Genomic DNA, 20,216 nt, shown 5'->3' with positions numbered 1-20,216 from the left:
TGGCCGCAGATCGCGCCGCTCGGAAACTCAGACGACAGGCGCGGCATTCGCGACCTCGACCGCACTGGGTGCACTTCCCGAAAGTGGAAAGTGACACCTGTAGCTTCCCCTCGCATCGGACTGCAAAAGCGGCATCTCGGAGCGGCAGAGTGGCTGCACGAACGGGCAGCGGGTGTGGAACCTGCAACCCGACGGCGGATTTATCGGGCTTGGAATATCCCCCGACAGAACAACGCGCTGCCTGCGCCGCGCAGGATCGATGACCGGCGTCGCCGATAACAGCGCCATCGTGTAGGGGTGGCGTGGACGCGCGAAAATGTCGGCGGTCGAAGCCTCTTCGATGATCTGACCCAGATACAGAACAGCGACACGATCGGTCACGCTCCGTATGACGTTCAGGTCGTGGCTGACCATGAGGTAGGTGAGTCCCAACTCGTCGCGCAGTTCCAGCATCAGATTCAGGAGTTCCCCGCGGACCGACAGGTCCAGGCCCGCCGTTGGTTCGTCTGCAATAATCAGGTCCGGCTTCAGCATCAGGGCGCGAGCGATCGCCACGCGTCTCGCCTGGCCGCCTGAAAGCTGGTGCGGGTACTTCTCCAGATGGTCTTCGCTCAATCCAAGCCGCCGTAACAACGTCAACATGCGCGGCCAGCTCTCCTTGATCCCCAGGCCATGGATTCGATACGGTTCTGCCAGAAGGTTGGCCACCTTCATCCGCGGAGACAAGGAAGCGGCCGCGTCCTGGAGCAACATCTGCACACGACGGCGGTAGCCAAGCGGAGCCTTGGCCAGAAGCTCGGAGATGTCTTCTCCCGACAAACGCGCGGTTCCGCGTGTCGGACGCTGCAGGCCGATCAGTACCCTGCATAGGGTCGACTTTCCGGAACCGGATTCCCCCACGAGTCCTGTGATCGACCCGCGCCGAATTCTGAGGGTCACGTCGTCGAGGGCGCGAACCAGATTGCCGAAGGTGACCGATACGCTCTCAAGGCTGACGAAGCCGGCGTCCGCATCATCCGAAACTTGCTTGCGCCCTTCACTCCTCATCGCCAATCCTCAGGCAGCAGGCGGACACGCCCGGGCGTGCTTCCGCCATTTCAGGCTTGATCCTGAAGCAGGCTTCGGTCGCTCGAGGACAACGCGACGCAAAGAGGCAGCCTTCGGGTTCCTCCCGGGGGCTGGGCAGCGCGCCGGGGATCGTTGGTAGCGGTTTGCCATGGGGCGCATCATCGATTTCGCAGGCAAGCAGCGCCTTGGTGTAAGGATGACTCGGTTCGCTAATCACTTCGTCCATGGGTCCGGTTTCCATGACCATACCTCCGTACATGACAACCACGTCGTCGCAGAACTCGGCGAGCAATCCCAAGTGATGCGAAATGAAGAGCACCGAGCCGGATAGCTCGCGCTGCAGCTCCCTGATCAGAGTGACGATCTGAACCTCGACCGTCGCGTCGAGCGCGGTTGTCGGCTCATCTGCCAGGATGAACTCGGCGTTGGTCGCAAGTGCCATCGCGATCATCACGCGCTGGCGCATGCCGCCCGAAAGCTGGTGAGGATAGCAATCGAGCCGTCCTGCGGGATCCGGGATGCCGACGCGCGTCAGCAGTGCCTCGGCTTCGGCGCGGGCCGCGTCGCCGCGTGTTGCCGGCGACTTGCGGCGGATCACGTCGACGAGCTGGGTCCCGACGGTGAACACCGGATTCAGCACGGTCATCGGATCCTGGAAGATCATCGCGATGCGATCCCCGCGCAGATCCCGCATCTCCCGCTCGTCTAACGACATGAGATCTCGCCCCGCAAAGAGGATCTCGCCCTGAGTCCGCCTCGCATTGCTCGGCAGCAGCCCGATTATTGCGGAGGCAAGTGTCGACTTTCCGGATCCGGATTCACCGACCACGCCCACGATCCTGCCGCGCGCGATGTCGAGATCGACGCCTCGAAGCATGTGCACCGCCCCTTTCGAGCTGGTGGCACGTACCCGCAGGTCGCGAATGGTCAGCATCGGAGTAGCTGGAGCCTTCATGCCACCGACCTCATCTTGGGATCAATTGCGTCTCTCAGAGCTTCCCCGAACAGCGTGAAGCCGAGTGTCGCAAAGCCAAGCGCGAGACTGGAGACGGTCACGGGCATCGCGGACTGGCTGATGTAGGAGAAGCCGTCGTAGATGAGCGTGCCCCAGCTCGCGAGCGGCGGCCGCACGCCCAGGCCAATGAAGGAAAGACCCGCTTCGATGCCGATCACGACAGGGATGTCCATGCTCGCGAGGATCACGAGCGGTCCCATGATGTTCGGCAGGATATGCACGACGGCGATGCGCAGGCGGGATGCGCCAAGGATTCGCTCGGCCTCGATGTACGATTGCTCTCGCACTGCGAGCACCTGGGCGCGGGCCACCCGCCCGAAATGGGGCGTGAGCGTCACGGCAACGATCATGGCGACATTGAAGAGACCAGGCCCCAGTACGGCGATGACCGCCAGCGCCAGGACGAGGCTCGGAAACGACGAGATCACGTCGAAGACCACCAGGATCGGGCGTTCCCACGTCGCTCGGGCCTCAACGGCGAGGATTCCGAGCGCAGTGCCTGCGGTGAGAGCAATGGCAATCGACGTGAGCGCGACCGACATGGCGATCGTCGCTCCGTTCACGAGACGACTGAACACGTCCCGCCCGAGATGGTCTGTTCCCAGCCAATGGTCCAGCGATGGCGCGCCGAACCTGTGAAGGACGTCGATCTGGTTGGGCGGATGGGTTTCGATGAGAGGCGCGAACAACGCGGCGCCGCATATCGCGCAGACGACGATGAGCGAGTAGACGCCTGACGGGCGGTTCGTGATCTTGCGGAAGACTTCGATTGTCATGCTGCTGCACCTGCGGCTTTCATGCCATGCCGAATTCGGGGGTCGAGCGCCGAGTACGACAGATCAACGAGGAGGTTCGTGAGCGTGAACAGAACCACGACGACTAGGACCGATCCCTGAAGTACGGGGAAGTTGCGCGTGGCGATCGCATCGAACACCAACCGCCCGAGACCGGGGCGTGCGAAGATGATCTCGACCAGTACCGCACCGCCAAGAAGCCGCCCGATGCCGAGACCCAACACCGCAACGGTGGGGATGCTGGCGTTCTTCAATGCGTACTTGTAGACGATCCTGGTTTCGGACAGGCCGTACGCACGGGCGGTGCGAATGTAGTCCGAGCCGAGCACCTCAAGCAGCGAGGACCGGATCAGGCGCGCAATCATGCCGACCCAGCCGATCCCGAGCGCGACCGAAGGCAGGATGAGCCGACGCGCCTGGTCGATCAAGTTTGACGTGTCGCCTGCACCCAGCACCGGGAACCAGGGCAGCCAGACGGCGAAAGCGACCAGGAGCAGCACGGCGATCACAAAGGCCGGGATCGCGATGAACGCCACGGACGAGAAGGCCACGACCGCGTCGATCTTCGTTCCAGGATACCGCGCGGAATAGACCCCCAGCGGAATGCCGACTGCGACCGCGAAGCCGATGGAGGACAGTGTCAGGACCAGCGTATACGGCAGAACCGCGAGCACGAGACCAGACACCTGCCGTCCCGTGATGACGTCTTCGCCGAGATCGCCCGTAAGCACGTTACCGAAGAAGATCAGGAATCTTTCGTAGAGCGGACGATCCAGGCCCATCTTCTCGATGAACCGGGCTGCATATTCAGGCGTTGCTTGAGGACCGAGCAAGGTGGTCGCAGGGTCGCCCGGCACGAGCGCGCCAAGAGCAAAGAGCAAAAGCATCGCGCCCAGTATGATGAAGACGGTTGTGACGAACCGGCTCGCGAGATAGCGAGCCGCCGCGGTGCGGAAGACAGGCATTCGGGTCACTCCGGCTGGAAGCGGTGAAGCTGCCAGTCAATGCCGCTCGGCATTAGCGCCGGTTTCAGCCAGTCGCGCCTCGCGACGAAGTTGACATCGTAGGTGAGCCAGACGAAGGCAGCAGACGCCTCCATCAGTTTCTGCGCTTCCACGATCATGGCGGTCCGCTTGTCGGCGTCCATTTCACGGGCCGCCGCGTCGAGGATCTCATCGAATTCCTTCGACGCCCAGCGCTGCCAGTTCCAAATGCCCACCTGCTCTGACCTGAACCATTGCGCCAGGAAGTTGGGGTCGAGCTTCCCGTTGAAGCGGACGATGAACATGTCCAGCTTCTCACCGTCGGCGCCCTTTCCGGCGGACCAGAACGTCCCGCCGTCGCGCGCATCGATTTCGAGGTTGATGCCTACCTCGGCAAGTTGCGCCTGCGCCACCAGGGCCATGTTCGTATAGGATGGCTGGTTCAGCACCGTAATGCGCGCGGCAAAACCATTCGGGTGCCCTGCCTCGGCAAGGAGCGCCTTCGCCTTGTCGACATCACGGGCGTGCACGGGCGCGTCGGCCCAATGGCCAAGGACACGCGGCATGATCAGGGCGTTGGCGCGCTCCACCTTGCCGTCATAGCCTGCCGTGAGCATCTGGTCGACATCGAGCGCCGCCCTCAGTGCCTCGCGAACCTTGACGTTGTCGAATGGCGGCTTCTGCGTGTTCAGGCCCAGCCAGACATTCGCCACTCCCGGAAGCTTGTCCACTTTCAGCCCTGCCGCTTGCGACACGCTATCGGCGAGCGTGGGATCGATCTCGGAGAAGTCCAGCTCTCCCGAGCGCAGCGCGAGCTCCACGGTCTTCGGATCCTGCACAAAACGCACGGCGACCTTCTCGAAGCCCGACGCGTCGGAGGCGTAGTCGGGGTTGCGCTGCAGCGTAACCTGTCTTTGCTTCTCGAAGCCGGTCACCATAAGGGCGTTCGATCCGACCGGTCTGATGTTGTGCTCAACGCCGCGTTCCTCGACGGCCCGCTTGCAGACGATACAGCCGGAGGCATCAGCGATGGCGATCACCATCAGCGAGGCGCGAGGTGCGTCGAGCAGGATGCGGCCCGTGTACTTGTCATCGACCTCCACGGCTTTCAAGCTCGCCCAGTCGGCAGCATAGGGGCTTTCCTTGCCCTTCGGTGCGGCGACCTGGAACCGCTCGAACGAGAATTTGACGTCCTCGGCAGTCATCTCGCCATAGCCGTCGGAGAACATCTGGCCCGGTCTCAATTTGAACCTGAACTCGGTGTCGCTGATCGCCTCGAAGGATTCGGCGGCGTCCATCACCATCTCGGAGGTGTTGGGCTTGAAGGTGACAAGGTTCTGGAACACGGCGCGCAACACGTTCGCGTCATCGAGTCCTGACCGGAAAGCCGGATCGAGTACCTCGAGGTCACGTCGCACCCGTACGGCCAGCTCCGTCCTTGGGACCTGCGCCGAGGCAAGCCGCCCCCCGAACATCACGCCTGCTAGTGCGGCAGAGCCGGCCATCATCTGCCGACGGGTAACTTCGATCGCCATTGCATCCCTCCCTCAGGATAAAGCACGCACCTGCCCTGCCGGTCCCGAGTCATCAGGACTGGATGGCCGCCTCGCGGTTTCATTCATTCGTGGTTGTCGATAGTTCAGGTGCGGCCCTTGCCGCCCCTCGTTCCCTTATTTTCGAGAAAGCTCACGCAGAAACTGACGGAATGCAAATTTGAAGTTCGCATGGCATGCATGAAAAAACGCCATGCTTGCGAATGGCGCCGCATCACGTATTCTCCGCTGAAATCCCACAAAAGATGGGATTCTGGGAACAAAGGGAGGTCGGCACCATGCGCCGTTTCCATATCTCTTCGGCCATGTTCCGGAGCTTCCAGGAGATTGTAAGGGAGGGGAGCGTCACCAAGGCGGCCAATCGCCTCCACAGCACGCAATCGACCCTCAGCCACCAGCTTCAAAAGTTGGAAGCGGAACTCGGCTGTCCCCTGTTCGACCGGAAACCGCGGCGGATGGAACTCACTGCGGCAGGGGACTTTTTCCTCGCCCAGGCGAGGACGATCACCGATGCAATGGATTCGATCGATCGCTACTTTCGAGCGCCGGAGAACCGGACACGTATCTCCATCGGAATCGTGAACGACTGTTTCCGGCCGTTCATCATCAGCTCGCTTTCCGAATTCTATCGAGACTTTCCGAAGGTGACCGTCGACTTCCGAACGGGCTCTTCGGAAAAGCTGACGCGGCAAGTCAACGAGGGCGAAGTCGAGCTGGCGATCGTCCGCGATCTCTCGTCGGGAACGAAGGCGGGGCACGTTCTCTGGTCCGAGCAGCTTCTCTGGGCGGGCGGCCCAGCCTATCGGCACGGCGATGGCGCTCTGCCGATGATCTTCATGCCCGCGCCCTGCGTGTACCGCCAGTATGCTCTCAACATGTTCGCGACCAACAGCACGCCATACCGGATAGCAGTCGAATGCGACTCCTGGGGCACGTTCGAGAGTTCGGTGCGAAGCGGCGCCGGGATCTCGCTCATGACGTCCGATGTCTGTCAGGTGTGCGGGGTACCAGTGGAGGATGACCGTCTGCCGCCGGCCCCGATCTCGCATGCCTGTCTGGTCGCAGGGGAGCTTCCCGCTGGATCGCCAACCCGAGCCCTGGCGGACAGACTGATTGGGTCCAGCGCATACCTGGCTGGCGTCGCCTGACATCTCACAGCGGTGGCGGCGGCAAGTTCTTCAAAACCAGGCTCGCGCCTATGCAAGTGAGTGACAATCGGACCAGGATCATGAACACTCTCTGGTTTAGTCTGTCCCGCAGCCAGCGTCCGACCCGCATGCCGATGAGTACGGGAAGCACCGCTCCGAGGGACAGCGCGCCCTCCCGGAGGCCCAGCACCGAACTGCCGATAAGGATCAGATAGAGCGCGGAGCAGCCGGTGAGATAGCAGAGCCCCAGCGCCGGAATGAAATCGTCCTTCGAAAGCCGGAGGGAAGACAGGAACATGATAAGCGGCGGACCGAAAAGCGTGGTCAGGCCGCCGATCAATCCTCCGAATAGTCCGACGCACAGACCCACGACCCGTTCGTAGCGCGGAGAAACGACTGGGGCGAAGGCCAACACTTCGGTGCCAAGAAACGCTAACAGCACGACGCCGAGCGTCATTTCGATTACGGCCGGATTCAGCAAGACAAGGATCGGGGCTCCCACAATGATCCCCGCGCAGAGACCCAACAGCAAGGGCCAGAACCTTGCGATCGCTCGGCGGAAGCCGCTTCCCTCGCGCACCTGCACGATGTTGCTCAGTAGCACAGGCACGGAAAGAATGCTCACCGCGGTCGGGATCGGTATGGCGATTGCCATCACTGGAAGCGCGATGAGAGGGAGCCCCATGCCCGAGACGCCCTTGAATATCCCGCCGAGAAAGAGCGCCGCGATCACCAGTGATATGATCGCGCCCTGTTCGAATGTCATTTCGGTAGCCCCTCGCCCCGGCCGACGCCGTCATGGCGGCGACCCTAGAGCGCAGGTGACGACCAACTCAAATGCGAAATTGGCATGCGTGGGATGGTCGTTTGTCATAGTTCCTCGCACACCCACAGCGTCCTTCGCGCCGACCCCGCGGAGCGCGCTTGCTATTGCTAGGAGCTCACGGGCATTTTGCCGGAAGTCGCCACCGATTTTTCCGTCACCTTGCTGCTGTAGGCCATCTGTTGACCGCCTATGCGTTCGGCATGATCATCGGTGGGCCAGTTCTCACGCTGGTGACCGCCAGAATGTCCCGTAAGCCCCTGATGGTTAGCCTACTGGCAATCTTTGTCTTAGGAAACGTAGCCGCCGCGATTGGGCCTACGGCGCACCTATGGCGGCGCGGGCTCTGAGTGGTGGGTGGTTGCGACATTCTTCGCAATGGCGGTGGTGGTGGCAGCGTCGCTCGCCGGGCCCGGGAAGGAAGACACCTCGCCAAGGTCGCTCTCGGGTTTAATCTCGCAATGTCCTTGGCGCACCGCTCGGTACATATGTCGCCCAGCATCTCGGCTGGCGGGCGACATTTCTGGCTATTTCCCTGCTTTCCGCAATGGCGCTCGGACTCTTGATGCGTCTCGTTCCTGTTCGCATTACCATCTCGGATTCCGCGGTTGGCGACTTGAGGGTTCTCAAGAAAGGTCATTGCAATTGGCGCTCGCCTGACCGGTGTGCTGATGGTGTTCGTGTATCTCGCGGCGATCCTAGTGGACGTAGTTGGTTGTTCCGTTGAGGCCGTCCCAGTCCTTCTTCTGGTCTATGGGTCGGCGCGACCCTTGGAAATCTGATCGGCGGCTGGCTTGCGGACCGGGCGCGCTTGCCGTCCATCATCGGATTGCTCGATGGACTTGCAGTGGCGCTGCCGGTGAAGGCTACCCACCATCCTGCTGAAAGGTCGACGCGCGCTGCTAATCCGCCGATCGGGAATTCAAAAGGCAATTAACATACAAGAACCAGGGCATACACCGCCTTCTTGCGCCTCTAAACCCCCAGTTGCGCCACTGCGACCGCCGGTGGAAAGCCTCACCAACCTCATTGGTTCCCGGCCCCAAACGGAACCGGGATCCAAATACGCGAGAGCGCTTAGAACGCTGAAGCAATCGCCGCGTCAACCGCATCGCCCAGGCGTTCCACGATCATCTCGACTTCGCTGGGCTTTACGATGAATGGGGGCGCAAGCAACACGTGATCACCATTCTGTCCGTCGATCGTCCCCCCCATCGGATAGACCATCAGGCCCCTGGACATCGCCTCCTTCTTGATGCGGGCGTTAAGTTTCAGCGCCGGTAAGAACGGAGCCCTTGTCTCGCGATCCTGGACAAGCTCCACACCACGGAAAAGTCCACGTCCTCGAAGATCGCCAACATGAGGATGGTTGGCAAAGCGCTCTTGAAGCGACGTTTGCAGATGGTCCGCTTCCGTCTGGCGTGATCCCGCCGCCCGGAACGATCATGTGGACATGCGGGTGATGCGTCATCGCCGATCCCCATGTGTGGAGCACGGCGGTGATGCCAATGCGCGCGCCGAGATGTTTGCGATCGGCCGCGATGGTCAGCATCGTCTCCGACGCCGCCTTGAACAGCAGGTCATAGACGAGCACTTTGTTCTGGAACGCTATATCGGCGACCTCGGTCGGCAGCGTGAACACGACGTGGAAGTAGCCGACCGGCAGGAGATCGGCCTCGCGTTCGGCAAGCCACATCCGTGCTGCTGCGCCCTGGCATTTTGGGCAGTGCCGATTGCGGCAGGAGTTGTTGTAGGAGATCCGCAATTTGCCGCAGTCCTCGCAGGCCTCGACGTGACCGCCAAGGGCAGCAGTGCGGCAGTTTTCGACCGCCGACATCACTTTCAGTTGCGGCAGATTCAGATGTCCTGCATGCGCACGTCGGTACGCCGCCCCGGCAGCACGGAAGATGTCGGCGACCTCGATCGAGGCACGCAAGGCTCAACCGTCGGGGGAGGCTTCTTCCGGCTTGAACAGGCCGAGCTTGTCGAGCGGACTCGTAACCGTGCGGACAGTCTTGGTCGCCACCTTGGCGTAGAGGGCGGTGTTGTTGAGTTTTGCGTGTCCGAGAAGGACCTGGATGATCCTGATGTCTGTGCCGTCTTCCAGTAGGTGAGTGGCGAAGCTATGGCGCAGCGTATGCGGCCCGACCCGCTTGGCAATGTCGGCGGCCTGGGCCGCCTCAACGACGATCCGATAGAGCTGTCGCGTGCTGATCGGTTTCATCGCGTGTTGGCCTGGGAATAACCAGCCGTCGCGATGCATCACACCCTGCTGACGCCCCACCTTCCACCACTCGCGCAACAAGGTGAGCAGACCCTCCGAGAGCATGGCATTGCGATAGCGTCCGCCCTTGCCACGCTCGACCCGCAGTAGCATCCGCTCACTGTCGACGTCGGTGACCTTCAGCATCGAAACCTCAGCGACACGGAGGCCGGCGCCATAGGCGACAGACAATGCTGCCTGATGTTTGAGGCAGGTTGTGGCATTGAGCAACCGGGCAACCTCGTCGCGGCTCAGCACCACGGGCAGGTTCCGAGGATGCGCCAGCCGGACAAGCCTGCGCGCCAGGTCCGGGCGGTCGAGGGTCTGGGTGAAGAGGAAGCGTAACGCCGACACGATGCTGTTCATTGTCGGAACGGGCACGCCATCGTTCTGCTGTTCGATCTGGAACCGTCGCAGATCGTCGATCGTCGCCGTGTCTGGTGACCGCCCGAGGAAGGTCGCCAGGCGTCCAATATCGCGAAGATAGTTGCGCTGCGTTTCGCGTGAGAAACGCCGCATGTTCATGTCGTCGATCAACCGCTGGCGCAGCGGGCTGATTGGTGTGTCGAGATCGGGGTGCTGCATGATCAGCTCGTCATGCTCTGCCCTTGCCGGGCGACGTTCAATCCAAGCACCGACTCCAGCCTGCGCCTTCTACTTCAGCCCCAGACGCCCTCCCGCGCAGCGGGTTCGTTCTGCGGCCCCAATTAAGACGCTCGCCCCTATCCATCGCCTTGAACGGTTCTGAACCAATGACCAAGCGTTTTAGGGATGGCGTCGAGCGTGATCACCATACCGGGGAGCGGACATAGTATATCGCGGGCGCCGCATAGTCCCTCATCCTGGGGTCGGGTTATGCCAGCTCTATCGAACGCTGCTTAGCGGCCAGCACCGCTTCACTGACGAGTTCCTGCAACCCGCTCTCGGCCATTAACACAGCAAGTGCCGCAGCGGTGGTACCATCTGGACTCGTCACACGCTGCCTAAGCTCCTCAGGTCCGACCTGGCGCGCAGCAGCTAGCGAGGCAGCACCGTATACGGTTTGCAACACCAGCGTCGTCGAGAGTTCATGGCACATTCCTGCCTTCACGCCAGCAGCTATTAGGCATTCGATAAAGTGGAAAACGTACGCAGGACCAGATCCTGAAACCGCGGTCACGGCGTCCATTAGTTCTTCAGTTTCCAGCCGGGCGACTTTGCCGTTGGCAGCAAGGAGATGACTGACTAGCTGCTCCGCCTCCTCCGAGACGTTGTCATTGGCGCAGAATACCATCATGCCCTCGCCTATGGAGGCCGGGGTGTTTACCATGCATCTTACGACTGCGGCTTCTTTACCCAAAATCTCTTCGAAAGTTTCGATTGAGATGCCTGCCGCCAAACTTAGAAAAAGTCCTCCTTGGACAAAGCGAAGATAGCTCGGCAGAAGGTTCCGGACGATCTCTGGCTTGACTGAGAACACGATCAGGTCAGGCGACACGCCTTCAGGAATTTCTTGAACGCTCTTGTAGACCGTTGCGACACAACGGCTTGCTTTTTCCCGCAGTTCGTCATTCGGCTCTACGACGATCAATTCGTCCCCTTCCGACAAAGCGCGGTCGATCCAAGCTGAAAGCATCGCCGACCCCAAATTGCCATAGCCGACCAAAAGAAGGATCATATTTCTAACTCCAGTTGTAAGCCGCGTGCAAAAACGCAGTCTCGGAGGAGACGCGCTTGTTCATGAGCGGGTACTACATGATCCAAGGGTTGCCCTCTTAGGCAATTGCCCGCAAACCCAAAATTCCGAAGATTATGAGTCCTATGCAGGCAAATCGGGCAATGGTTGCAGGCTCCTGAAAGAAGTAAATGCCGAGTATTGCTGTTCCGATCGTTCCCACGCCGGTCCAAACCGCGTACGCGGTCCCAACGGGCAGCGTTTTCAATGCAAGTCCGAGCAGAGATAGGCTCACGGCCATGCACGCAACGGTTATCAAAGAGGGACCGACGCGGCTAAAACCCTCGGTGAATTTTAATCCAATTGCCCAACCAACTTCAAAGAGCCCTGCGACTAACAGGAGCATCCAGGCCATACCACCACCTCGTTGTGATCCAGGAAGGTCACGGTTGTTGGCCAGTGACCTTCCTGGCGTTCTGAATCGCGTTTTACAGGGCTGTCATGGATGGACGACTGGTATCGAGCATCGCGGGCGTGATTTGCCTCGCCAACATCATAGCCGGCTCAAGGTCCTTGTCTTCATACACCCATTCAAGGTGATGGAGATTGACCGTGCCCAGTACCGCGCCGTCGTAGACGACCGGCAGGTTGATAACACTGCCGATGCCCAAGCTGGTCATGGTCTCGTGATCGGGAAAAAGGTGACGAAATTCGGTCGGCGTGCGCGCCAAGAAGGGACGCTTTTCAGCGTGAACGGAATCCGCATAAGCGTTATGCTCCATCGGCTTCCTCCCTCCTACCGGATAAACTGACTGACAAGTGCTGTAGAGACGCTCAATTTCGCGCCGACCTGGCAAAACTCGGGTGACCGTGAAGAGAGTATGGCCAACTAGCTCTGCAAATGCCTGATCAGCCGCCTGCAACAGCGATGCGGGCTGAGAGTCTGCACCCCAAGCAAGCTGAATTCGTTGAGCTAGTGCGTCTACGTTAGTCATTCTGTTCGCCTCGTTTTAATGTTGTTGTTGGAGTGGGTCGGGCAAGAAGCGATGCGAATGCACGCGTCTTGATGTCCTCGATTTCGCTCGTGTCAACGAGCATCATACGAAGGGCTGTAGTGGCAATTTCGTCAGCCACCATATCGGACGGCCAACGGCCATCCCGGTCAAACCAAAGGATCGTGCTTTCGACCAGGCCGAAGACCTGGGCGGTGGAGAGTTCGGCATCTCGGGCAATGAATACGGTCGCCGCCGAACCGCGTTGGATGAGATCATGATAGCTTGCCAGAAGTCTCGAACGCTTCTCCCAAAACCATTCGAACTCAGGCGATCTCACAACCGGGAGATACATCAAGGAAGCGAGGTTCCTACGCTGGCCGCAGATGTTCTTCACGTCGGCATAGACAAGCATGAACAAACCGACATCATAGGGAGCAGACGTAGCCCCCATCACGTCGACCAGTTCCATCGCCGGCTGCAGAGTACGATCCAGAAGTTCAGTCAGCATGTCGGATTTGCGTGCGAAGTGGTGAAATAGCGAGCCTTGTTTGAGCCCGACTTCCTCCGCGATCTGGCGCGTACTCGTGCCTTCATATCCCTGCTGAATAAACAGCCGCGCCGCAACATCCAGAATTTCGTCGGCGACGTCTTGAGTTGACTCGCGAGGTACCGCTCGCGGGCGACCCATGACGGCCTGCTTATGTGCGGAACCATTTGATGATGAAGCGCTCATAAAAAACCTTTCCGACCCCATTGACAACGGCTCGAATAAGACTTTCTATCACTTGAAAGAAAGTCATGCAAGTGGCGCACGATGGAAAGTTGCCCGCCTGCAGAAAGACCACCCGAGGAGGAACAATGCAATTCAGAGCGCATCAAGCGGCGCCGAATCCGCGCGCCATAAGCCCACCTGGCGACACGTCGATCGCACTTCGAAAGAGCCTGCGCGTCGTCGAGCGAATTCAGAACCTAAGGTCACTGTCGCTGGTTGGACCATGTCTGCTCCTAGTCGGACTCGCCTTCATCGTCCCCATGCTCCTCATGCTTATGCGCAGCATCGAAAACGACGAGGTTTTGAACACGTTCCCGCTCGTATCTGCAGAACTGCAGAGTTGGGAATCAGGTGCCCTACCCGCAGAGCCGGCCTTCGCGGCTCTTGCCGAGGACCTGAAGCGAGCCAAGGCAGAGCGAACTTTGGGTGTTGCCGGACGCAGACTGAACCTCGAAGTCAGCGGTTTTCTTGACCTTTTGCTCGCAACGGGGCGCACGATCCAGACGTTACCGACGTCGACTACAAGCTGGAAGGATGCGTTGATTTCCATTGATCAGCGATGGGGAGAACCTCAGTATTGGAACGCAATTAAGAAGAACACACACTCTTTCACGGACTTCTATTTTCTGACGGCTGTTGACCTCAAGCGAGGGGTAGATGGCGTTCAGGCGGTTCCCCAGGAGCAGCGGCTCTATGCGAACATAATTGTTCGCACCCTCGTGATCAGCCTTGCCGTGACCGCGCTGTGTTTAGTCATTGCCTACCCGATAGCCTTCACGATCGCTTCCGCGTCGAGCGGCATCGCAAATTTTCTTCTGCTTCTCGTGCTGCTTCCGTTTTGGACTTCGATACTTGTCCGGAGTGCGGCCTGGATCATACTACTGCAGCGCGACGGAGTGGTGAACTCGATTCTCCTGCGGATGGGCGCGATTGATGCCCCACTCGAGCTAATATTCAACCGCTTCGGCGTTGTCCTCGCGCTTACGCATGTCCTCCTTCCATACATGGTGCTGACCCTCTATTCGGTGATGAAGGGTATTGACCATCACTATACGCGAGCCGCCCGTTCGTTGGGGGCAAATGCCTGGCAGGCATTTCGTATGGTTTACCTCCCGCAGACATATGCGGGCGTCGCCTCTGGTTCGTTGCTCGTCTTCATCCTGGCCATCGGCTCATACGTGACGCCAGCTCTCATCGGCGGACGGACAGATCAAATGATCGCGCAGTCGATCGCCTTCAACATGAACCAAACAGTTAACTGGGGCCTGGCTGCCGCTCTCAGCGTCCTTCTGCTGGCAATGGTGCTTTCACTCTATGCCCTTTACGGCCGCGTAGCAGACACAAACATAAAGGCAGGACGATGAGCGAGGTAAGGTCAACTTTTGAACATGTAACCCGCTTCGGGACACGTGCCTTCTGCACGCTCGGGCTGATTTTCCTGCTGGTTCCGATCATCGTGGTCATTCCACTCTCATTCAATGAGGAGCGGTTCTTCAGCTACCCCATGCCTGGCGTCTCATTGCGGTGGTATGCAGGATTGTTAACCTCTGAAGCCTGGCGAAACGCCTTGGCGAATAGCTTGATAGTGGCTGCAAGCACGACCGTCGCTGCTGTTGCGATCGGAGGTGTCGCCGCGTTAGGTCTGCAAAGACTGAAAGGCAGATCCAAGGCAGCGCTGACGGCAGTGCTAATCTCGCCGATGATGATCCCGGGAGTGGTCACGGCGCTTGCGTTGTATCTGTCCTTTTCTCCCACCGGCATCTCAGGGACTTACTTCGGAATTGTTCTTGCACATGTACTCTTGGGCATACCGTTTGTGGTGATAACCATGACGGCGGCTCTCATGGGCTTCAACGCAAATCTAATGCGTGCGGCGCAAAGTCTGGGTGCGTCCCAATGGACCTGCATCAGACGAATCCTGCTGCCGATCATGCTCCCAGCAGTCATATCGAGCGCGTTGTTCGTATTCGTTACGTCGTTCGACGAGTTCATCGTGACGCTTTTCCTAGCGAGCCCTGAGCAGAGAACGCTGCCGCTTCAAATGTGGACTGGCGTCCACGACGATGTCACTCCGGCCATCTTTGCCGCAGCGACACTCTTCATCCTGGTCTCATTCCTGATGCTGATCTGCGTAGAAGCTCTCCGCCGACACGGCAGATACCTGAGCGGCCTCGATAAATAGAAACCCTCCAACCAAGGTGAGAAAACCGAAATGTCGATAACAATACTTGAGAATTGCTCGGTTCTGGATGTTGCCGCCGGCACAATCGTACCCGATCGACACATTCTCATTAGAGACGGTGTCATTCAGGAAATCGAAGGCCACCGTTTGAATTCTAGTGAGGCTACTCGGGTGGACGTTCGCGGGCGAACTGTGATGCCCGGCCTGTGTGATGCCCACGTCCATGTCGCGCAGCTTGCATCCGACACGAGATTTCTGCGTGATGCGGCCCCGTCCTATGTTGCAGCCCAAGCGAGCGTCGTTATGCGCGACATGCTCCTGCGCGGCTTCACAACAGTTAGGGACTGTGGGGGGGCTGACTACGGTATTGCAGATGCGGTCGAACATGGCCTGTTCGTCGGGCCGCGAATTCTATTCTCGGGGCACGCTCTTAGCCAGACCGGGGGGCACGGAGACCAGCGCACAAGAGGCGAGAATTATCTGCACTTTTCTCCGGAATGCATGGGTCGGTCGGGGCGCGTCTGCGACGGCGTCGACGAAGTTCGGCGTGCAGCTCGAGACGAGCTGCGCAAAGGTGCGTCACAGATCAAGATCATGGCAAGCGGCGGCGTCACCTCCCCGCTCGACCACACGGAAGAGACGCAATTCTCGCTGGCTGAAATCACTGCCGCGGTAGAAGAAGCCGAGGCAAAGGGGAAGTACGTAGTCGCGCACGCATATTCGCCAACGGCAATCAATCGCTCGCTCGAATGCGGCGTCCGGTCGATTGAGCATGGCAACATGATGGACGAGGCGACCGCAAAGAACATCCTATCCCGCAACGCGTTCCTGGTTCCCACAATCGTCGTTTATTGGGCATCGCTCAGAGACGGCAAGGAAGCCGGGATGCCCGAAGTATTCTACTCGAAGGTCCAAGCCGTCCATGACACCGCAATGCGCGGTTTTGAAATTGCGCACCGGGCTGGTGTCCGCATGGCGTACGGGACCGACTTGTTCGGCACAATGCACTCGTACCAGAGCTACGAATTCAGCCTCCGAGCGGAAGTCCAGTCACCAATTGAAATTATCAGGTCCGCGACGACCAATGCCGCTGATCTGTTCAATATGTCCGGCTCAATCGGTGAGATCAAAGTTGGCGCTTTCGCGGATCTGCTCGTGGTGAACGGCGATCCGACGCGCGACATCACCCTACTTCAAGAGCAGGGACGGCACTTGGACGTCATCATGAAAGGAGGCAAGTTCATTATTAACCGACTTTCATAAAAAACCAAACCGGGGAACAAAGGAGAACTAAAAAATGTTTATCAAATTCAATCTTAGCGCATGTGCTTGCGCAATCTGGATGGTTTCGGCGCTGCCTGGCAGCGCCGAGACGCTCAGAATCATGTCTTTTGGCGGCACTTATCAGGACGCCCAGCGGGAAACGGTCTTCAAACCTTTTGAAGAAGCAACAGGCAATTCGATCGTAGAATCCTCATGGTTCGGAGAACTGGGCAAGATAAGGGCGATGGTCGAGGCCAACAATGTGACTGCAGACGTTATCATGGGCGATGTGGCACACGCGCTCGCCGGCTGTGATGAGGGATTTTTGGAAGCGTTCGAGCCGGCGCTTTTTGGCGACCCTGCAGACTACCTTCCTGGCACGATGTCGGAGTGTGGTATTCCGACGGAAGTCATCTCGATTGTTTACGCCTACAACGAAGATAAAATCCCCCTTGATTGGGGTTCAGCGCGGCCTCAATCGATCGCAGATCTGTTCGATACGAAAAAGTTTCCTGGCAAGAGAGCGCTTTCGTCAAGCGTGATAAGCGGCGTTATCGAGAAGGCCCTTCTGGCTGACGGCGTCGCGCCTGACAAAGTTTACGAGGTGCTTGCCACCGAAGATGGTATTCGCCGAGTTTTTGCGAAACTCGATACTATCAAAAACGACGTGGTCTTTTACTCCAGTAGTGCGCAAGCTATGCAACTCCTCGCAGATGGCGAAGTGGTCATGACCCAGATTGCCAACGGCCGAGTATACAGTGCGATCAAGAACGACAAGAAGCACTTTGTCCCAGTCTGGGATGGACAGGTTTGGTACCCAGATGTCTGGTTTGTGCCTAAGGGTGGCAACAAGGAGCTCGCCGTTGAGTTCCTCAAGTTCGCGACCCAGCCTAAGATTATGGCTGAACTCACCAAGCACATGCCATATGCCCCTGCTCGGAACTCAGCGATGGATTACGTGCCGCAGGAGATCAAGCCAGACCTTCCCACAAGTCACGACATTTCAAAGGGCGTAAGATCAGACATGGTCTGGTGGGCGTCACATCAGAACGAATTCACAACGCGATTTCAGAACTGGATGGCGCAGCACTAGCAGCTGCTCCTGAACACTACGCCATCGCCGATTGAATTCGATTCACTGTGAGGAACGGAACCATGACGAACTGTTTCGTCAATTTTAAGAATGTTGGAAAGACTTATGACGGAAAGAGCCAAGCCGTTCGGCATTTGGATCTTGAAATCCAGGAAGGTGAGTTCCTCACCTTCCTGGGGCCGTCGGGATCGGGCAAGACAACGACGTTGATGATGCTCGCCGGCTTCGAGCAACCGACCAATGGAGAGATCTACGTCCATGGAGTTCCGGTAACCAGAACGCCACCCAACAAGCGGAATTTTGGGATGGTGTTTCAGAACTATGCCCTGTTTCCGCACATGAGCATCCTAGACAATGTTGCGTTCCCTTTGACGGTGCGAGGGATTGGCAAAAACGATGCCCGCGCCCAGGCTGAAAGCGCACTCGATCTCGTGCAATTGCACAGCTTCGCGAACAGACGACCGGCTCAGCTTTCGGGTGGGCAGCAGCAGAGAGCAGCGCTCGCTCGTGCCTTAGTATTCGAGCCAACGCTGGTCCTGTTAGATGAACCTCTGGGGGCTCTCGACACGAGATTGCGTGTTCAGATGCAAATGGAGATCAAGCACCTTCATGCCCGACTGGGAAACACGATGGTTTCTGTCACGCACGACCAAACCGAGGCCCTAACGATGTCGGATCGGATCGCTGTTTTCAACGGCGGTCAGATCCAACAAATCGCAACGCCCACCGAACTTTACGAAAAGCCTAAGAACTCATTCGTCGCGCGGTTTGTTGGCGAAACCAATCGCCTCCACGGGACAGTGCGTGAGGTGCGGCGAGATACCTGTGCAATAGCAATCGATGGAGGGCAAACCGTCATCGCGACGAGGTCCTCCCTCAACGTTGGTGATCGCACAACATTGTCGATCCGACCCGAGAGACTGCACGTGCTCGATGCCGCCGCCGGCTCTATCGGCAACGACTACCCTGCAACGATAGAAGAGACCATTTACTGCGGCGACCATGTCCGGTTTAGGATCAAGATTCTAGATCGCACAGATTGGATTGTGAAGGTCGCAGATCGGTCTGTCATTCAGCAAATCGAGTCGACCCGTGCCCTCCGGATTGGGTGGCGCGTCGAAGATTGTTTGGCTCTAGATCACTTGCCCGACGATATGCCTTCAACAACTCCGAAGGCACAGAAGACGCAAAAGCCTTCCGCAAACTACCCAGAGGCTGCTGTGGCTTAGGCCTTCGAATGCGGCTCAGCTGTTCCCAGCTGTTCCAGATTTTGTCGCCAGTTCACCCGTTCACAGGGATGAGCGACTTTGCCACGCATGTGGTGTCTGTCGCAACTCTCCAGGGACTTGCGCCAGTATTTTAGGATCCAGCCGCGATGAGGTTGTCGCGGCTGCAAATACCGATCCGTGCCGGCCTCGAAGATATGTGAGCGAGATGACGTAGCCGAGCTTGGCGTGTTGGCGTCGCTGATTTCGTGCATCGAGTTCTTTGCTCTGGTCGTGGGAGAAAATGGTGACCTCAAGAGTGATCACGATCTGTTAGCAGGCGTTGAATCGAGGCCCCCATCGTCCGACTCGGTGAACGTCAAACAATCAGACGGGAGCGACCCGTCGCGGAGGAGACTTTAGTGGCAAAGAGTGACCAATCCTTACCGGTGCCCGAAGCCGCATTCGGCCTTTGGCAGAGGGAATCCATCAGATTCGACGATGGTTCAATTGATACAACGACACGAGTGTTTTGGGCGCAAACCGCCAGCCACTATATCGACATCCGCATTCCGGCGCACCGAGTAGACGTTGCTGACGCGGATCTAGGGAGCCTTTCAGTGGCCGAACTCGCATCCCTTGGCGAACAGAAAGGGTTTGCGGGCACCACCGTCAGTGAAGGCAACAGATTCAGTTGGCACCGCTCTATCGACTTTAGGCCGGGGAATGGCCGCCCTGACACGGGTATCGTCAAGATTGAAGGCGACATGCTGTATGAGGAGGGCGACCCATCAGGCGTGTTGGGGGTGGGATATCGAGAAACATACCGACGACGAGCGCACGCCAACGACCGGCGTGTCGCGCTGGAATTGATGGAGACGACTGGCGAACCCATTTATGTCCGGCCGAAAACACCCACTTTGCTCATTCTTCTCGGGGATTACTTTTTGTTTGCCCGCGGTCGCAGCGGTCAACTTCCGCAGGCAGAAACACTTACCGAACTGCTTGTCCCAAGTTTGAACGATGCAGCGACACTGGCAAAGCTACTTGACTGCGAGATCTCATTTGGCCGCATTCAATCCAACAAAGGGTTCTGGATTGTTGAGCTCTCAACCCATCCTTGGCGGGAAAGACACCCTCTGTTTGAGCTTAAGGGTGCAGAAATGGCGGGGGGTAGCCTCTATCTCAATCACCGAAAGGGTCGAACCAAGTGGAGTGTAACAGACTCCAATATCGAACTCGGCTGTTTGGCGAGAATTTTTTTCTCGGAACACGCCGCAGACCGATTGCCGGGCAACCCAAACCCCGTAATACGGCCTCTCACTGATCAGAACCCATTTGCCCAGGCTCTTCGTCCGATTGACATGATGCGCCAGGGCTGGTTTTCGAGCTTTCGCCAGGCGTT

General features: G+C 58.5%; 17 protein-coding genes and 3 pseudogenes. 7 read left to right on the top strand and 13 right to left on the bottom strand.

Features of this window, described 5'->3' with window-relative positions; translation table 11 throughout:
* Positions 1–27 precede the first annotated feature (27 nt).
* From ABIE33_RS31000 to ABIE33_RS30980, 5 genes are read right to left on the bottom strand one after another with little or no spacing between them, the layout of a single operon-like run.
* Positions 28–1,047, bottom strand: a complete 1,020-nt coding sequence (locus ABIE33_RS31000) for an ABC transporter ATP-binding protein (protein WP_429132197.1) — start codon at positions 1,045–1,047, stop codon at positions 28–30.
* Positions 1,037–2,002, bottom strand: coding sequence for an ABC transporter ATP-binding protein (locus ABIE33_RS30995; protein ID WP_429132195.1), 966 nt, complete (start codon positions 2,000–2,002; stop codon positions 1,037–1,039). Before ABIE33_RS30995 ends, ABIE33_RS31000 begins: the two co-directional genes overlap by 11 nt.
* A 17-nt stretch (positions 2,003–2,019) precedes the next feature.
* Positions 2,020–2,859 carry an ABC transporter permease gene (locus tag ABIE33_RS30990; protein WP_429132193.1) on the bottom strand — a complete coding sequence of 280 codons (840 nt, stop codon included), beginning with the start codon at positions 2,857–2,859 and terminating at the stop codon, positions 2,020–2,022.
* Positions 2,856–3,842 carry an ABC transporter permease gene (locus ABIE33_RS30985; protein WP_429132191.1) on the bottom strand — a complete coding sequence of 329 codons (987 nt, stop codon included), beginning with the start codon at positions 3,840–3,842 and terminating at the stop codon, positions 2,856–2,858. Before ABIE33_RS30985 ends, ABIE33_RS30990 begins: the two co-directional genes overlap by 4 nt.
* Positions 3,843–3,847: 5 nt before the next feature.
* Positions 3,848–5,395: an ABC transporter substrate-binding protein gene (locus ABIE33_RS30980; protein ID WP_429132189.1), complete on the bottom strand. Its 1,548-nt coding sequence runs from the start codon at positions 5,393–5,395 to the stop codon at positions 3,848–3,850.
* Between the two features lie 296 nt (positions 5,396–5,691).
* Here ABIE33_RS30980 and ABIE33_RS30975 point away from each other — a divergent pair, with 296 nt between their 5' ends.
* Entirely contained in the window at positions 5,692–6,561 is an 870-nt protein-coding gene (locus ABIE33_RS30975; RefSeq protein ID WP_429132187.1) for a LysR family transcriptional regulator, read from the top strand.
* A gap of 4 nt (positions 6,562–6,565) precedes the next feature.
* Here the strand turns inward: ABIE33_RS30975 and ABIE33_RS30970 are convergent, their stop codons facing one another.
* From ABIE33_RS30970 to ABIE33_RS30935, 8 genes and pseudogenes are all read right to left on the bottom strand, one after another.
* Complete coding sequence (locus ABIE33_RS30970; protein ID WP_429132185.1) at positions 6,566–7,327, bottom strand: sulfite exporter TauE/SafE family protein; 762 nt, start codon at positions 7,325–7,327, stop codon at positions 6,566–6,568.
* Between the two features lie 1,134 nt (positions 7,328–8,461).
* Positions 8,462–8,791 (bottom strand): annotated as a pseudogene (locus ABIE33_RS30965) (aminotransferase class III-fold pyridoxal phosphate-dependent enzyme); the annotation flags it as partial.
* 1 nt (position 8,792) lies between these two features.
* Positions 8,793–9,320, bottom strand: a pseudogene (locus ABIE33_RS30960) (IS91 family transposase); the annotation flags it as partial.
* Between the two features lie 3 nt (positions 9,321–9,323).
* A complete protein-coding gene (locus tag ABIE33_RS30955; protein ID WP_429132183.1) occupies positions 9,324–10,232 on the bottom strand; it encodes a tyrosine-type recombinase/integrase in 909 nt (302 codons plus the stop codon).
* A gap of 268 nt (positions 10,233–10,500) precedes the next feature.
* Entirely contained in the window at positions 10,501–11,304 is an 804-nt protein-coding gene (gene proC / locus ABIE33_RS30950) for a pyrroline-5-carboxylate reductase (RefSeq protein WP_429132181.1), read from the bottom strand.
* Between the two features lie 97 nt (positions 11,305–11,401).
* Positions 11,402–11,716: a quaternary ammonium compound efflux SMR transporter SugE gene (sugE, locus tag ABIE33_RS30945; RefSeq protein WP_429132179.1), complete on the bottom strand. Its 315-nt coding sequence runs from the start codon at positions 11,714–11,716 to the stop codon at positions 11,402–11,404.
* A 73-nt stretch (positions 11,717–11,789) separates the two neighbouring features.
* On the bottom strand, positions 11,790–12,296 hold the full coding sequence (locus tag ABIE33_RS30940; RefSeq protein WP_429132178.1) for a GAF domain-containing protein: 507 nt from the start codon (positions 12,294–12,296) through the stop codon (positions 11,790–11,792).
* The gene (locus ABIE33_RS30935) at positions 12,289–13,029 is read right to left on the bottom strand and encodes a TetR/AcrR family transcriptional regulator (protein WP_429132176.1); all 741 of its coding nucleotides are present in this window, start codon (positions 13,027–13,029) and stop codon (positions 12,289–12,291) included. The genes ABIE33_RS30940 and ABIE33_RS30935 overlap by 8 nt, the downstream gene beginning before the upstream one ends.
* 125 nt (positions 13,030–13,154) lie before the next feature.
* On the opposite strand from ABIE33_RS30935, the gene ABIE33_RS30930 reads away from it, so the two are divergent.
* The 6 genes and pseudogenes from ABIE33_RS30930 to ABIE33_RS30905 form a co-directional block, all read left to right on the top strand.
* Positions 13,155–14,432: an ABC transporter permease gene (locus ABIE33_RS30930; protein ID WP_429132174.1), complete on the top strand. Its 1,278-nt coding sequence runs from the start codon at positions 13,155–13,157 to the stop codon at positions 14,430–14,432.
* On the top strand, positions 14,429–15,250 hold the full coding sequence (locus tag ABIE33_RS30925) for an ABC transporter permease (protein WP_429132172.1): 822 nt from the start codon (positions 14,429–14,431) through the stop codon (positions 15,248–15,250). Before ABIE33_RS30930 ends, ABIE33_RS30925 begins: the two co-directional genes overlap by 4 nt.
* 30 nt (positions 15,251–15,280) lie before the next feature.
* Positions 15,281–16,513, top strand: coding sequence for an amidohydrolase family protein (locus tag ABIE33_RS30920; RefSeq protein ID WP_429132170.1), 1,233 nt, complete (start codon positions 15,281–15,283; stop codon positions 16,511–16,513).
* A gap of 34 nt (positions 16,514–16,547) precedes the next feature.
* Positions 16,548–17,606 carry an ABC transporter substrate-binding protein gene (locus ABIE33_RS30915; RefSeq protein ID WP_429132168.1) on the top strand — a complete coding sequence of 353 codons (1,059 nt, stop codon included), beginning with the start codon at positions 16,548–16,550 and terminating at the stop codon, positions 17,604–17,606.
* A gap of 62 nt (positions 17,607–17,668) precedes the next feature.
* The gene (locus ABIE33_RS30910; protein ID WP_429132167.1) at positions 17,669–18,835 is read left to right on the top strand and encodes an ABC transporter ATP-binding protein; all 1,167 of its coding nucleotides are present in this window, start codon (positions 17,669–17,671) and stop codon (positions 18,833–18,835) included.
* A gap of 398 nt (positions 18,836–19,233) precedes the next feature.
* Positions 19,234–20,216, top strand: a pseudogene (locus tag ABIE33_RS30905) (hypothetical protein); the annotation flags it as partial.

Origin of the sequence: Ensifer sp. 4252 (assembly GCF_050434565.1) — a bacterium.
GTDB lineage: Bacteria > Pseudomonadota > Alphaproteobacteria > Rhizobiales > Rhizobiaceae > Ensifer.
The sequence above is the reverse complement of the archived record's forward strand: the minus strand, read 5'-3'. Positions and strand labels throughout refer to the sequence as shown.

Coding starts and splice junctions, on each gene's coding strand:
- ABIE33_RS30980 (WP_429132189.1), bottom strand. CDS start 5,395: ATGGCGATCGAAGTTACCCGTCGGCAGATGATGGCCGGCTCTGCCGCA.
- ABIE33_RS30915 (WP_429132168.1), top strand. CDS start 16,548: ATGTTTATCAAATTCAATCTTAGCGCATGTGCTTGCGCAATCTGGATG.
- ABIE33_RS30925 (WP_429132172.1), top strand. CDS start 14,429: ATGAGCGAGGTAAGGTCAACTTTTGAACATGTAACCCGCTTCGGGACA.
- ABIE33_RS30975 (WP_429132187.1), top strand. CDS start 5,692: ATGCGCCGTTTCCATATCTCTTCGGCCATGTTCCGGAGCTTCCAGGAG.
- ABIE33_RS30935 (WP_429132176.1), bottom strand. CDS start 13,029: ATGAGCGCTTCATCATCAAATGGTTCCGCACATAAGCAGGCCGTCATG.
- ABIE33_RS31000 (WP_429132197.1), bottom strand. CDS start 1,047: ATGAGGAGTGAAGGGCGCAAGCAAGTTTCGGATGATGCGGACGCCGGC.
- proC (WP_429132181.1), bottom strand. CDS start 11,304: ATGATCCTTCTTTTGGTCGGCTATGGCAATTTGGGGTCGGCGATGCTT.
- ABIE33_RS30930 (WP_429132174.1), top strand. CDS start 13,155: ATGCAATTCAGAGCGCATCAAGCGGCGCCGAATCCGCGCGCCATAAGC.
- ABIE33_RS30985 (WP_429132191.1), bottom strand. CDS start 3,842: ATGCCTGTCTTCCGCACCGCGGCGGCTCGCTATCTCGCGAGCCGGTTC.
- sugE (WP_429132179.1), bottom strand. CDS start 11,716: ATGGCCTGGATGCTCCTGTTAGTCGCAGGGCTCTTTGAAGTTGGTTGG.
- ABIE33_RS30940 (WP_429132178.1), bottom strand. CDS start 12,296: ATGACTAACGTAGACGCACTAGCTCAACGAATTCAGCTTGCTTGGGGT.
- ABIE33_RS30910 (WP_429132167.1), top strand. CDS start 17,669: ATGACGAACTGTTTCGTCAATTTTAAGAATGTTGGAAAGACTTATGAC.
- ABIE33_RS30990 (WP_429132193.1), bottom strand. CDS start 2,859: ATGACAATCGAAGTCTTCCGCAAGATCACGAACCGCCCGTCAGGCGTC.
- ABIE33_RS30970 (WP_429132185.1), bottom strand. CDS start 7,327: ATGACATTCGAACAGGGCGCGATCATATCACTGGTGATCGCGGCGCTC.
- ABIE33_RS30920 (WP_429132170.1), top strand. CDS start 15,281: ATGTCGATAACAATACTTGAGAATTGCTCGGTTCTGGATGTTGCCGCC.
- ABIE33_RS30955 (WP_429132183.1), bottom strand. CDS start 10,232: ATGCAGCACCCCGATCTCGACACACCAATCAGCCCGCTGCGCCAGCGG.
- ABIE33_RS30995 (WP_429132195.1), bottom strand. CDS start 2,002: ATGCTGACCATTCGCGACCTGCGGGTACGTGCCACCAGCTCGAAAGGG.